The organism is Nonomuraea jiangxiensis (assembly GCF_900099965.1).
Lineage (GTDB): Bacteria > Actinomycetota > Actinomycetes > Streptosporangiales > Streptosporangiaceae > Nonomuraea > Nonomuraea jiangxiensis.
In genome coordinates, this window is sequence record NZ_FNDJ01000009.1 from 232836 (window position 1) to 246530 (window position 13695).

The 13695-nt window shown below is 71.6% G+C and carries 10 protein-coding genes; 1 reads left to right on the plus strand and 9 read right to left on the minus strand.

Annotation, left to right across the window (positions count from 1 at the left end):
- Nucleotides 1-17: 17 nt before the first annotated feature.
- Nucleotides 18-1325: a cation:proton antiporter gene (locus BLS95_RS21205; protein WP_245765191.1), complete on the minus strand. Its 1308-nt coding sequence runs from the start codon at nt 1323-1325 to the stop codon at nt 18-20.
- Nucleotides 1322-1909 (minus strand): class I SAM-dependent methyltransferase, encoded by a 588-nt coding sequence (locus BLS95_RS21210; protein ID WP_090933826.1) that lies wholly within the window; start codon nt 1907-1909, stop codon nt 1322-1324. The genes BLS95_RS21205 and BLS95_RS21210 overlap by 4 nt, the downstream gene beginning before the upstream one ends.
- A 225-nt stretch (nt 1910-2134) precedes the next feature.
- On the opposite strand from BLS95_RS21210, the gene BLS95_RS21215 reads away from it, so the two are divergent.
- Nucleotides 2135-2941, plus strand: a complete 807-nt coding sequence (locus tag BLS95_RS21215) for an SAM-dependent methyltransferase (RefSeq protein ID WP_090933828.1) — start codon at nt 2135-2137, stop codon at nt 2939-2941.
- A 23-nt stretch (nt 2942-2964) separates the two neighbouring features.
- On the opposite strand, the gene BLS95_RS21220 is transcribed toward BLS95_RS21215, so the two are convergent.
- The 7 genes from BLS95_RS21220 to BLS95_RS21250 are packed head-to-tail and all read right to left on the minus strand — an operon-like array spanning nt 2965 to nt 13695.
- Nucleotides 2965-4023 (minus strand): glucose-1-phosphate thymidylyltransferase, encoded by a 1059-nt coding sequence (locus tag BLS95_RS21220; protein WP_090933830.1) that lies wholly within the window; start codon nt 4021-4023, stop codon nt 2965-2967.
- Between the two features lie 5 nt (nt 4024-4028).
- Complete coding sequence (locus BLS95_RS21225; protein WP_090933832.1) at nt 4029-5138, minus strand: DegT/DnrJ/EryC1/StrS family aminotransferase; 1110 nt, start codon at nt 5136-5138, stop codon at nt 4029-4031.
- Nucleotides 5135-6340: a cytochrome P450 gene (locus BLS95_RS21230; protein ID WP_090933834.1), complete on the minus strand. Its 1206-nt coding sequence runs from the start codon at nt 6338-6340 to the stop codon at nt 5135-5137. The genes BLS95_RS21225 and BLS95_RS21230 overlap by 4 nt, the downstream gene beginning before the upstream one ends.
- A complete protein-coding gene (locus BLS95_RS21235) occupies nt 6337-7965 on the minus strand; it encodes an FAD-dependent monooxygenase (RefSeq protein WP_090933836.1) in 1629 nt (542 codons plus the stop codon). Before BLS95_RS21235 ends, BLS95_RS21230 begins: the two co-directional genes overlap by 4 nt.
- Nucleotides 7962-11027 carry a ferritin-like domain-containing protein gene (locus tag BLS95_RS21240; RefSeq protein WP_090933838.1) on the minus strand — a complete coding sequence of 1022 codons (3066 nt, stop codon included), beginning with the start codon at nt 11025-11027 and terminating at the stop codon, nt 7962-7964. The genes BLS95_RS21235 and BLS95_RS21240 overlap by 4 nt, the downstream gene beginning before the upstream one ends.
- On the minus strand, nt 11027-12463 hold the full coding sequence (locus BLS95_RS21245) for a flavin monoamine oxidase family protein (protein WP_090933840.1): 1437 nt from the start codon (nt 12461-12463) through the stop codon (nt 11027-11029). Before BLS95_RS21245 ends, BLS95_RS21240 begins: the two co-directional genes overlap by 1 nt.
- A 29-nt stretch (nt 12464-12492) precedes the next feature.
- Nucleotides 12493-13695: a nucleotide disphospho-sugar-binding domain-containing protein gene (locus BLS95_RS21250; protein WP_090933843.1), complete on the minus strand. Its 1203-nt coding sequence runs from the start codon at nt 13693-13695 to the stop codon at nt 12493-12495.

Here is a 13695-nt window from a genome sequence, read left to right on the forward strand (position 1 = left end):
GGCCGGCGGCGCCGGAGTCAGGCCGAGTGAGTAAACCGCCTGTCCAGCCGGCGCCGCTCGGCCTCGGTCTGCTCGATCCGCCGCGCCGCCAGGCGCAGGATGGGCGGCGCCATCAGCGAGGTGATCACCGCCACCAGCACGATGATCGTGTAGGCGGCCGTGTTGAGTACGCCCAGCCGCAGCCCGATCATGGCGATGAGGATCTCGATGACACCCCGGGCGTTCAGCCCGGCCCCCAGTGCCAGCCCCTCCCAGGAACTCAGCCCGCTGAAGCGCGCCCCCAGGTAGGCCCCGGCGAACTTGCCGGCGATCGCCACGGCGAGGATCAGCAGCGCCGCGAGCAGGACCGGCGGCCTGGCCAGCTCGGTGAGGTCGATGCGCAGCCCCGCGGTGGCGAAGAAGATCGGTGCGAGCATCGACATGACCAGCACCCGCAACGGCGCCAGGCGTGCGGGATCCGGCCGTCCGTACTCGCTGACCAGGACCCCGCACAGGAACGCGCCGAATACCGCCTCCAGTCCCAGCGCCTGGGTGCCCGCGGCGGCCAGCACCACCAGGACCACGGTCGTGGCCACGGTCGGCCCCGCCTCGCCCGAGCGGGCCGCCAGGCGGAAGCAGCCTTTGACCAGCGGACGGCCCAGGGTGAACGCAAAGAGCACCACCGCAAGGAGGGTGGCCACCGACGTCAGCACGGTCCCTGCCCGTACTCCCGTGGTGGCCATGGCGGAGACCACCGAAAGCATGAGCCAGCCGAAGACGTCGTCGAGCACGCCCGCGGTGAGCGTGAGCTGGCCGAAGTCCCGGTGGATCAGCTTCATGTCCAGCAGTGTCTTGGCGATGACCGGGATGGCGCTCACGCACATGGCCACGCCCAGGAAGAGCGCGAACACCACCTGCTCACGCGCCGGCGACAACAGTGAAAGGGGCAGCAGGAAGCCGACGGCGACGCCGAGGCCCAGCGGGATGACCAGGCCCAGCAGGCTGACCTTGGCGACGGTCGCGCCCTGCCGGCGCACCATGCCCAGATCCAGGTGGGCGCCGGCCACCGCGACGAGCAGGAGCACGGCGAGCTGGCCGACGCCGTCGAGCACCGCCGACTGCTGGGGGTCGGCGGGGAACAACCACGCCGACACCGAGGGCAGGGCCTGCGCCAGGATCGACGGCCCGAGCAGAATCCCGGAGCAGAGCTCACCCACCACCGCGGGCATGCCCAGCCGTACGGCCAGCCGTCCCATGACCAGGGCGAGCAGCAGCAGGACGCCGATCTGCAGCAGGAACACCAGCGGCGAGAAGCCGGGCGGGGCGGGCACCTGGGCAGCGATCACGAGCACCGGTCCCGGCGGCGGAACAGCAGCAGCACGAAGCGGCCGTCCTCGGCCTCCCCCTTGCGCTCCAGCTCCCAGGCGGCGCCGAGCAGGCCGGAGATCACCCCTGCGTCCAGGCCCGGGGTGCCGGGTGTGAAGGCCTTGCCCGTCCAGAAGCCGGTCATCAGGAGCACGGAGCCGGGCCGGGCAACTTCGGCGATCTCCCGGGCGTAGCCGACGCGCACGGGGCCGGGCAGGGCGTGCATGAGGCCGCGGTCCACGAGCAGGTCGAAGGGCCCGCCCAGGCCCATCTTCGACAGCTCGGTCACGTCGCCGACCAGCAGCCGCACGTCCACCCCCGCCGCCTTTGCCCGCCGCCGGGCCTGCTTGATCGCGTTCGGCGCGGTGTCCACGCCGACCACGTCCCAGCCGAGACCGGCCAGGTAGACCGCGTTGCTGCCGGTGCCGCAGCCCAGATCCAGGGCGCGCCGTCCGTGCGGATCCGGCAGTTCCTTGACCAGCTCGACGAGTTCGGCGGAAGGCACGTCCCTGTCCCAGGGCGTGAATCCCACGGCGTACATAAGCCGATAAAGAAGTGGGCGCATTCCTCAGACGATAGATAACGGCCGCGAACCGCGGAATCGCGAGATCACGCGGTTTTCCTATCGTTGCTTATCACGCGGGCCGGGCCGCGCACATCACCTGTATCGGCGGGAAACCACACGGCTAGCCCGCGCGATCGCACAGAGAATCCGCCGGGCGCCCGGCGCCCCGCAATTGCCTTCCTATTATCACGCCGACGGCACAGTCACATCCGGGAGGGAATTTCGATGACGGATATCAGCCAGATGTACGATCAGCTGTCCGATCCGTTCGCCGGCCTCGGCGCGGGAAACATCCATCTCGGCTACTTCGAAGGGCCCGGCGACCCCGCGACGCTGGCGGAGGCGGCCGACCGGCTGACGGAGCAGCTCATTGCCCGGTTGCCGGTGGCTCGCGACCACCTCGTGCTCGACGTGGGCTGCGGGGTCGGCAAGCCCGCCCTGCGCCTGGCCGGCGATCTCGGTGTCCGGGTCGTCGGCGTGTCCATCAGCGAGACGCAGATCGGCATCGCCAACGAGGCCGCCAGGGCCGCGGGCCTGGCCGACCGGGTGTCCTTCCGCTACGCCGACGCCATGCGCCTGCCGTTCGCCGACGCCTCCTTCGACGGCGTCTGGGCGATGGAGTCGCTGCACCACATGACCGACCGGCCTCAGGCGCTGCGTGAGGTCGCCCGGGTGCTGCGGCACGGCGGCGTGCTGTCGATCGCCGACTTCGTGCAGCTCGGTCCGGTGCACGAGCAGGACCAGGAGGCCATGACCGCCTTCCGCTCGGGCGGTGGCGTGCACACGCTGACCGGCATCGCGGAGTACGAGGCCGAGATCGCCGACGCCGGGCTGACGCTGACGTCCTCCAGCGACATCAGCGCCAACGTACGGCCGTCCATGATGGGCACCGCGGAGGCGATCAGGGGTGCGGCTGACGCCTTCCTGCCGCTGATGGGCGAGGAAGGCCTGCGGCGACTGATCGACAACTTCGAGCGGGCGGCCACCGTGCCCCAGATCGGGTACGCCCTGTTCGCCGCCCGCCGCAGCTAGCGGCCCCGTGCCGGCCGCCGTTCCTAGATCTCGGTTCGGCTGTGGTCGCCGAGGACGACCCGCCGGGTCGGGGCGGCGGGGACGGCGGCGACCCGCGCCTGCCTGCCGATGATCGACCAGGCCAGGCCCCTGGCTCCGGTGACGGAGGCGCCGCTCAGCAGGATCGAGTGCGCGATCTCGCTGCCGGACACGGCGCAGTCCGGGCCGATCGAGGTGCCCGGTCCCACGGACGAGCCCTCGACGACGCTTCCCGCGCCCACGATGGCCGGGCCGACGATCCGCGAGTCCCGCACCACGGCCCCCTCCTCCACGACGACGATGCCCGACAGGGTGCTCGCGGCGTCCACCTGGCCGAGCGTGCGGGGTTCCAGTTCGCGCAGGATGAGCTCGTTGACCTTCAGGAGGTCCTCGACCTCTCCGGTGTCGCGCCACCAGCCGGTGAGCATGCTGCCGGTCACCCGATGGCCCTCGCGGACCAGGCGGGCGATGGCGTCGGTGATCTCCAGCTCGCCCCTGCCCGACGGCCGCAGTCCGGCGACGGCGTCATGAATGGCCGGGGTGAACGCGTAGACGCCGGCCAGCGCCAGGTCGCTGCGCGGCCGAGCGGGCTTCTCCTCCAGCCCCACGACGGCGCCGCCGGGCCCGAGTTCGGCCACGCCGAAGGAGCGGGGATCGCTCACCTTGGCCAGCAGGATCTCGGCGGACGGGCGGCCGGCGGCGAAGCTGTCGACGATGCCGCTGACCCCGTCGGAGACGAAGGTGTCGCCGAGGAACATGAGGAAGTCATCATCGCCGAGGTAGTCACGGGCGGTGGAGACCGCGTGGGCCAGGCCGCGTGGCGCGTCCTGTTCCAGGTAGGTCACCCGCAGGCCGAAGCGCGCGCCGTCGCCGACGGCGCGTCTGATCTCGGGCCCGGTCGCGCCCACCACGATGCCCGTCCCCGTGATGCCGGCCCGCCTGATGGCCTCCAGGCCGTAGAAGAGGATGGGCTTGTTGGCCACCGGCACGAGCTGCTTGGGCAGGGTGTGGGTGAGCGGCCGCAGGCGGGTCCCGCTGCCGCCGGCCAGGACGAGTGCCTTCATCCCGCTCACCAGCCCGACCGGATGGTCCTGACCACGTGCTCCCTGTCCTGCTCGGTCAGCCACCAGCCGACCGGGAGGGAGATCATGCGGTCGTAGACGCTGTCCAGGCCTGGCAGCGAGGTGCGCAGGGGTGCGACGCAGGAGTGCTCGTCGTTGCGGCGGCTGATCAGGCCGGCCATGATCCCGGCGGCCTCCATCCTGCGCTGGAAGGCCGGCCGGTCGTCGACCTTGACGTCGTAGACGTAGAAGGAGCCTTCCCGGTCTGGCGAGCGCTGGACAAGCTCCAGGCCGGGCACGCCAGTGAGCTCCTTGTCGTAGAAGGCGGCGTTCTCCCGGTGCAGGCGCAGCTGCTCGTCGACCGTCTCGAGGTTGGCCAGGCCGATGGCGGCGTTGAGGTCGGTCATGTGCCACTTCAGGCCCCACTCCGCCACGTCGTAGGCGCCCCGGAGGCGGTCGGCCGCCCGGTCGATGCCGTAGAAGCGGCGCAGCCTGGCACGCTCGTGGAGCTCGTCGCCAGGCAGAGTGAGCAGGCCGCCGTCACCGCAGGTGAGGTGCTTGAGCGCCTGGAAGCTGAACACGCACATGTTGCCGTGCGAGCCCAGCGGGACACCTCGGTAGGAGGCGCCCCACGCGTGCGCACAGTCCTCGATGACGGCCGGGCGGAAGCCGTGTTCGTGTTCGGCCCGGTCGAGGATGCCGGCGAGCCGGTCCAGGTCCACCGGGTATCCGGTCCAGTGCACGACGACGACGGCCCGGGTGGCCGGGGAGATCTTGCGTTCGAGGTCGTCGAGATCCATGGTCAGGGTCTCCGGGTCCACGTCCACCCACGTGATGCGCCGCCCGTCGGCCAGGATCGCCCAGTTCGTGGCCTCGAAGGTGAGCGGCGTGCTCAGCACCTCGTCGCGTTCCTCTGGGGCGTCCAGCAGGCGCAGCGCGAGGGACAGCCCAGAGGTGCCACTGTGCACGCTCACCACCCGGGGGTTGCCCAGCCGCGCGGCCAGCGCCGACTCGAACTCCACCACCCGCGGACCCTGGCCGAGGTAGCCGCTGGCGAACACCTCCGCCACCCGGTCCAGAGCCGTGGGCGACACGGCCACCTTGAACAAGGGGATCATGCGTGCACTCCTGTCGTCAGGGGGAGGCGGGCGGGCCCGTGGAAGACCAGGTCGTCGACGTAGACCACGGGTTCGCCGGCCAGGTCGAAGGCGGGCATGGCCGCCAGCAGCGCGCGCAGCGCGATCTCCGCCTCCGCCTTGGCCAGCGGCGAGCCCAGGCAGAAGTGGATGCCGATGCCGAACCCGCAGTGCCGGGCCGCCCGGCGGTCCAGGCGCAGCTCGTCGGGCCGCTCGAAACGGCTCGGGTCGCGGTTGGCCGAACCGAGCACGAGGACGACCTTGTCGCCCCGTTTGATCTTCCGGCCGTGGACCACGTCATCCTGGTAGGCCCACCGGGTGACCATCTGCACGGGGCCGTCGAAGCGGATCAGCTCGTCCACCGCGTCGGGCAGCAGGCCGGGCCGGGCACGCAGTTCGCCGAGCAGGCGGGGGTGAGCGAGCAGCGCCAGCATCGACTTGGAGACGAGGTTCGTGGTCGTCTCGTGCCCGGTGGTGAGCAGGTGAACGCAGGTGGCCGCGATCTCCTCACGGGTGAGCGCCTCGCCGTCGACCCTTGCCGTGACCAGCAGGGTCACCAGGTCCTCGCCGGTTCCCGTCCTGCTGTCGGCTTCGGCGAGGAAGTAGGCCGTCAGCTCGTTCGCGGCCCGCTCGGCCTTAGCGTAGGCGTCCGGCCGCCGCCCCGATCGTGCGCTGCTGGCCTCCTGCAGGGTCACCGCCTGCTCGCGGAACCAGCCCAGCCGGTCGTCGGGCACGCCGAGCAGCTCAGAGATGACCAGGATGGGGAAGGGCGCGGCGAACTCGTCGACCAGGTCGACCAGCGGGCGATCACGCAGCGGCTCGGCCAGGCGGGCGGCGATCTGCTCGATGCGCGGCCGCAGCCCGGCCACCATCTTCGGGGAGAACCGCTTGGCCAGCAGGGCGCGGATCTTGGTGTGCCGGGGCGGATCCATGAAGACCAGCCAGTTCTCCACCATCCGGCGCAGCCTGTCGTGGGCGGGCGGGATGACGGTACTGCCCGCGGCGCTCGGGTTGCGGCCGTAGTGGGGGGCGGAGAGCACCTCGGTGATGTCGTCGTGGCCGAACAGGTACCACGTGGCGTGCGCGCCCAGGTGGACCGGGTCGCCCTCGCGGTAGCGGCGGTAGATCGGGTAGGGGTCGGCGAGGTCGGCGGTGCTCCAGCCGGTCGGGTCGAAGGGGTTCATCGCCGGCCCCCGCGCACCAGGTCGGCGAGCACGCCGGGGTCGTCCGGCGGAGCCTCGGCCCGCCAGGCCACGTGGCCGTCCGGCCGTACCAGAACCAAGGGTTGTTCGTAGAGGTCGGCCACCGCCCGGTCGTCGCAGCGGACCGTCGTCAGGGGCACCCCGCGCTCGGCGAACGCCCCCTCCAGACCGGCCACCCCCTCCGGACCGGACGCCTCCTCCGAACCGGCTGCCCGCCCGGACCCGGGGAAGGTCAGCAGCGTGAACCCGCGGCCGAACAGGTCGAGGGTGGACTCCCCCGGGCTCAGCCAGGCGTGCGGGGCTCGGCCGCCCGGCGTGGCACTCTGCTGCCACTTGCGCGGGTCGACCGGCGCCTGCTCCGGCTCGGCGACGATCAGGCTGGATCGGTAGGTGAAGCCGAAGTGGATGCCGGGAGCGTCGAACTCGCGGGCCACGTCGCTGAGCGACAGCTGCCGTGCCATCCGCGCCCTGGCTTCGGCGCCGGCGGGGGTGTCCAGGTGCAGCTCGGGCGGAACCGGGCGGCTCATCGTGCGCCGCAGGTTCAGGTTGGCCTCCTCGAGGCTCTCCACGGCGACCGGCCGCCGCTCCTCCTCGTAGGTGTCGAGCAGGCCACGCCCGGCCCAGCCGTCCAGCTCCGCCGCCAGCTTCCAGCCGAGGTCGGCGGCGGCGCAGATGCCGGTGTTCATGCCGAACCCGCCCGAGGGGGAGAGCGTGTGGGCGGCGTCCCCGAGCAGGAAGATCCGGTCCTGCCGGAACCGCTCGGCGACCCGGTGGGTCAGGTGCCAGACCGCGTCCGAGAGGATCTCGACGGGCGTCTCGAACGCCAGCGCCATCGTGACCAGGTCACGCGCGTCGGCGTCGGTCCCGGAGACGGTCAGCCGGTACAGGCTCCGGCCGTCCAGGGCGCGGACCGGGAAGCGCAGCTGGTTGCTCAGCATGAGGAAGTAGAACATCGCCTCCCGATCCCCGAGCCGCGCACGCAGCTCCGGCGCGCGGAAGAGGATGTTGCGGAAGGTCATGACGTCGTAGCGGGCCGACGACGGGATGCCGCAGGCCTTGCGCACCGGAGAGGACGCGCCGTCCACCGCCACCATGTAGCGGGCGCGGATCCGGAGCTCGCGCCCCTCCGCCAGGTCGGTGACCGTCGCCTCGACGTGGTCGTCGTGCTGGGTGAAGCCGTCGAGCCTGGACCGGGTGCGCACGACCCCGCCGGGGTGGGTGCGGGCCTCCTCCAGCAGCAGGGGCGCCAGCCAGTGCTGCGGGCAGACCTGCTCGGGTTCCGGCGTGTACGGCGGGAGCGGCCTGCTGTCGGCGGTGCCCGTCCGGAGCCGGTGGATTTCGTACCCGCCCACCTGGGTGACCCAGGCGGTGTCGAGCGAGTGGTCGCCGGGCCAGCCGGCGACGCGGATGCGGTCGGCGATCCCCCACCTGCGGAACAGTTCCATCGACCGGGGACCGATCGAGCCCACCCGTGGGTGCGAGACCGAGCCATCGCTCGCCTCGATGAGCTGGCAGCGAACTCCCCGGTACTTCAAGTCCAGCACCAGCGCCATGCCGACCGGGCCGCCCCCGATGACCAGAACGTCGGTCTCGTAAGCCGTGGTCATGCCCTACCTGCCCGTCCATAGAAGTCTGCGAGGAGGGCGAAGTTGTCCCCCACCCGCTCCGGAACCACCTGCGAGGCGTGACAGGCCTTCGCCAGGTGGTCGAACCGCAGGCTCATCGCCCGCCTCGCGACGTCGGGCCGCGAGATGGCCGCCGGGATCTCCTCCAGTTCGAAGGAGGGCCCCGCGGTCCTGCCGCGCCGGCCCGACGGCATGGTGACCAGTAGCTCGCCCAGCGGTCGCATGGCGCCGACCATGACGTCCATGGCGGCGTTCATCAGGTCCGACCGCCGCAGGCTGCTGTCCGGGCGCTCGCCGAAATGCTGGGCCATGAGCTGGAACATCATGTGGTACGAGCGATTGAACAGCCCCATGACCTGGCGCGCCTCGATATCGGTGACGTGCTCCCCTGCCGCCCGGCCGGCCCGCAGGGTCGGGTTGCGCACCACGGGATAGGCGGGCGCCCACGGGGCGCGCCCGGCTCTCGGCTGGGCGCTGAGCCGGTCGGCGATGCCGACGAAGGCGTCGAAGTGGGAGGGCTCCCCCTCGACCGCCTCGCTCAGGATGTTGCCCTCACCCTGCTCGGTGACCACGTCGATGGCGAACAGCGCGCTGGCCAGGTCGTCCACCTCCAGCTGGTAGTCGGGGTGGGCGTCGTTGACGGACCTGCGCAGGAAGAGATGGTGCTCGCCCCCGCCGCGTCCCTTGTCCACCATGAACAGATCCGGCACCCGCTGCAGGCCCTGGCGGATGTCGGCGTACAGCTCGCTCAGCGAGCCGTACGGGTGGGTCGCCCCGGTCTGCGGACCGACCTCCGGGATCATGCTCTCCGGCTGCTCGATGGCGATGAAGCGAGTGACGCTCCCGAGGCTGAGCGGTTCGAGCGCGAAGTCGAGAGGTACGGCGAGCCGCTCGTTGATGCTGGTGAAGTCGACGTCGGGGATGTAGAAGGGCGCGCCGCACGCCATGAGGATGTTGTTGACCACCAGAAAGTGGATCATCTCCTCGCGGGCCACGGTGATCAGCGTGCCGCGGATGCCGTTGTCCAGGCTCTCCCCTCCGGAGCCGCACAGCAGGCGGAGCTGCTCCGGGGTCCACTCCCCGCTGCGCACCCGGTCGAGGCCGGCGCCGTAGAGCGGGACGGAGTAGGCCGCGTAGAGGTACTGCAGCATGACGGCGAGCTCGATCGTGGCGGCCTGGCGCAGCGCGGTGATGAGCTGCTGGCGGGTGGTGATGCCGCCGTCCCTGCGTTCTGCCGCCCTGACGGGCGTCAGCGCGGGACTCTGGGTGTGCTGGCGGCGCAGGAACTTCAGCAGCAGCCGGGCCTGGGGAGCCGACATGTCCCGCGTCGGGGGCATGTAGTACGTCTTGCCCTTGTTCTTCGGGTCGCACATCGTCCAGATGAGCCGGGGGTGGGTCTCCACCTTGAAGCGGTCGGCCAGGCTGAAGACCTCGCTCTTCATGAAGGTGTTGGTGAGCTCGTAGTAGGCGAAGACATGCCGGTAGAGCACCTCGAAGCCGACGTCCTGCTGGGGGATGGCGTCCAGGTGCCGGTGGTCGGGCAGCACCCGGACGGCGATCGCACCCAGCCGTGCGCGCCAGAGCGCGGCCGCGTCGCCGTCGTGCAGGGCGTGGCCCGGCTCGGGCAGCTCGGCCGGGTCCGCGGCGAGGAGGACGCAGGTGGTCCCGGGCCGGACTCCGCGCAGGGTGAGCCGCCCCTCGCCGGTCGCCACCTCGACGATCTCGACGTCACCCGGTGGGTCGAGCGGCCGTGCCCGCGGGTTGGCGAACTGCCTGACGCGGACCGCTCCGGCGGGAGCGGGCTCGCCGCGGACGAAGCACGAGACCTCGACCTCCGTCTCCTCCTCGTAGTCGAGCAGGACGGCGGCGTCATCCACCACCAGCACGGTCTCCTGCTCGCGCAGGAGGGTCCGGCCTCCCGCGGTGATGACGAGCGCCTCGTCCTCGGCCGCCACCCCGGCTTCGCGGGCGACGGTGACGACGCCGCTCGTCCCGGCCGAGGCGGTGTAGGCCCGGCTCGGGATCACGGCGACCAGACAACGGTCGCCGCTCGCCGTACGGAGCTCGAGGTCCCCCAGGTCCAGCGGCGGGCCGAGGCGATGGGCGACGGGCACGGCGGTGATCATGTTGAGCGTGACGTGCTCGGCGTCGAGCCGCAGCGAGAGGGTGTGCAACGGCCCGCCGTCCACCGGGACGAGCAGCCGGCCGGCGGGGGCGGTCCGCGGCTCCCCCGCCCGCCAGGGGGCGATGGTGCCGCGGAGGCCCCACTGGTCCGGCGGGCCGGGAGCGGCCGGCGGCGCCATCCCGGCGAGCGCGAACTGCACGACGAGCCCGTCCGCCCTGCCCTCGTCGATCAGCCGCCGCAACAGCCGGAGGGCGGGCGAGCCGGCCGCCTCCTCCCACCAGCGCAGCTCCTCGTCCGCGGGGACGACGAACTGGTAGAGCGTGGCCCGCCCGAGCTGGCCCGCGAGCCAGTGGCCAGTGACGCCCTGAACGTGGCGGTCGTTCTGCCAGCGCGGCGGGAGCAGCCCGCTCACGCCGCCGGAGACGAGGTAGCCGACGTCGTGCGAACGCCCCTGCCGACCGAAGGAGAGCCGGCCCACCATCACCGTGGTGGTCAGGTCCGAGGCGGGATCGACGTCGAAGATCCTGGCCCGGTTGGCGGTGGTGGCCAGGTACTCGTTGTAGTGCCCCCACATGTCCACCTTGCGGCCGACCAGCAGGTCCCCGGTGTCGAATCCGTCCGGCGTCTCGACCCCGACGATCTCGGAGTCGACCGCGAAGTGGCCGTTGCCGGCGAAGTTCCAGCCCTTGAGCGCGTTGAAGGGTCCCTCGGGGTCGGCGCGGCCGTCCGCGCCATAGCGGGTGCCGTACTCGTTGAGGTAGGCGTGGTAGTCGTGGGCCGGACGATCCACGGGGAAGGGCCCCTCGTGGGTGAGCACCGTGTTGGTGGCCAGGTCGATCAGGCCGTTGCGCGGCCCGGTCGGCAGCCTGGTCGTGGCCACGCCGGCGAAGTGCAGGCGCGGCAGGTCGAAGAGGCTCATCAGTGCGACCCCACCGCGACCGCGTCTTCGCGCGTGCCGAGCCGTATCTGACCGACGGCCTCGAGCGCCGACTCGATCGCCCCGTCGATCCACGCCGGGGTGGACGAGCAGTGCTCGCCGGCGAAGAACAGCCGGCCCTGGGGCCTGGCAGCCCGCGAGCGCTGCTCCTCGCTGGCGGCGACGCTCATGCCCCACCGGGTGACGCCCGCACCCTCACTCCAGCGGTGCTGCCCCCAGGCCAGGCTCGCCGAGTCCAGCACCATCCCCGGACGGCGCAGCTCCGGGTGCATCTTGCTGAGCTCGTCCAGCACCACCGAACGGCAGGCGGCGGGCGGCATGCGGCCGAGCCGGTCGGCGTCGTCGCCCATCGTGTAGCTCGCCAGCAGCACCGCGCCGCCGCCCGGGACGCCTTCGGCCGCGGGATAGTAGGTCTGCCGGATCCTGCCACCGCTGTAGGAGGCGCCACCGGAGATCCCCGCGTGCTCCCAGAACGCCTCCCGGCAATGGAAGGCGACCTTGGTGGCCGACCAGTACTTCACGGCGTGGATGACGTCGAGTTTGTCGCCGTCGAACCCGCTCAGTGACATGCGGCGCACCATGGAGAAGGGCACGGTGCACAGCACCTGGTCGCAGCGGCGCACGGTGACGCCGGCGCCGTCCCTGATCTCCAGGAGCACGTCGTTGTCGCGCACATGGATGCCCACGACCTCCTGGCCGTAGGTGATCGGACCGCGGATGCGCTCCACCAGGCCCGTGATGAGCTGGTCCATGCCGCCTTCCAGGCGGATCAGCTCGGGGCTGGTCTCGTTGAGCACGTCGTCGATGAAGTGGTTGAGCCGGCCGTTCCAGGCCGTGCGGACCTGGGGGTGAGCGGCGAAGAAGGCGTGCAGGTCGATGCGGTCGCGGCCGCGGCCGTAGCGGAAGGGCGCCAGGTCGAGCCCCTCCAGCTCGTCGAGCAGGCCCCGGCCGAGCTCCTTCTGCAGGGTGATCCTGAAGTCGGGCGGGGCGATGGCGTCGGCCATGGCCATCAGCCAGGCGCCGAACAGGATCGTCGGCTCACCGTACCGCTCGGCGACCATCCCCGTGCGGAACTCCTCCACCAGTACCTCGGCGGCCTCGCCCACGCGGACGAAGCCGGCGCTGGTGGTGTGGTAGGCCCCGTCCTCGGAGAACAGGGTGCGGAAGTCGCGGACCCGGTCGTTCAGGCCCAGCTTGTCGATGTAGGCCCTGGTGTGCAGGTGGTTGGTCGGGATGCGCATGGCGCCCAGCTCGACCAGCGGCGCGGGCTGGGCGTCGGCGAAACGATGGGTGTAGATGCGGCCGCCGCAGCGCGAGCTGCCCTCGAGGACCTCGACGGAGTAGCCGAGCTGCTCGAGCTCCCAGGCGGCGACCAGGCCGGCGATCCCGGCACCGAGTACGGTGATGCGATTGGGCATCGGTTCATCCCCCTTTTGATGGCGTCGGCCTACGTGCGGTCGACGAGTCTGCCGAGCGTGTCCACGACGGCGGCCGGAGCCGGTTGGGCGGCGATCTCCGCCTGCAGGCGCAGCGCCGCCCCCCGGTGAGAGCTCGTCTCCAGGAACCGCCGCACGTGGCGGCGCAGCGCGGCCGGGTCGGTGTCGGACCTGTCGACCACCTGACCTGCTCCGGTCCTGGCGAGCTGGTGGGCGTAGACGGCTTGATCGATGATCTGGGGAAACATGAGCTGCGGCACGCCCTGGGCGGCGGCCATGAGCATGGAGCCGCCGCCGCCGTGATGCAAGAGCGCGTCACAGGTCGGCAGGAGCATGGTGAGCGGCAGGTAGTCGAGCACGCGCACCGTGCCGGGCAGGTCGGCGGGCATCCCCGGCAGGCGCCGCCCGCCCGGGATCACCACCTCGCAGTCGAGCCCCTCCAGAGCGCCCAGCAACTGCGGCACGCCGATCGCCTCGCTGCGCAGCAACTCGGTGGTGAAGCCCCAGGTGAGGCAGATCCGCGGCCTGCTCTTCGGCGCCAGCAGCCAGTCGGGCACCGTGCCGCCGGTGGCGTAGGGCACGTGGCGCATCGGGATCCGCTCGGTCGCGGTGGGCAGCCGCAGGGCGGGCGGGCACTGGTCGATGGTCCACCGGGCACAGGAGTCCTCCACGGTGAGCCCGTGACGCTCGAAGAACCCGGCGAGATCGGGTGAGCCCAGCGCGGCCCTCGCGTCGTAGGCCTTGCCCATGACGTCGGGGCACAACGTCACCCGGGCTTCGGGGACCCCGTGCTTCCTCGCGGCGACGCTCGCGCCGAACGTGCTGGGATCCCGGACGATCAGGTCGGGCCGCCAGTCGCCGACGAAGTCGACCAGATCGTCGGTCATGGTCTCGGCGACCTGGCAGGTGTGCCAGAGCATGGTCAGCCACTTGGCCTTCTCCGCCTCCGGCAGCACCTCTGGGGGCAGCGTACCCACCGCCTCGTCGAGCAGGGTGTCGCCGACCTGCTGGTACTGCGGCTGGTGCATCATCGCGCGCATGTCGGGGTCATGGCCCACGACCGCGGCGTGCAGCCCGGCGCCCGTGATCGTCTCGGTCAGCTGCGGCTGGCTGGCCACGACGACCTCGTGGCCGGCGGACTGGAAGGCCCAGGCCAGCGGGACCATGCCGTAGAAGTGCGAGGGCCAGGCGAACGTGGTGAAAAGGACGCGCAC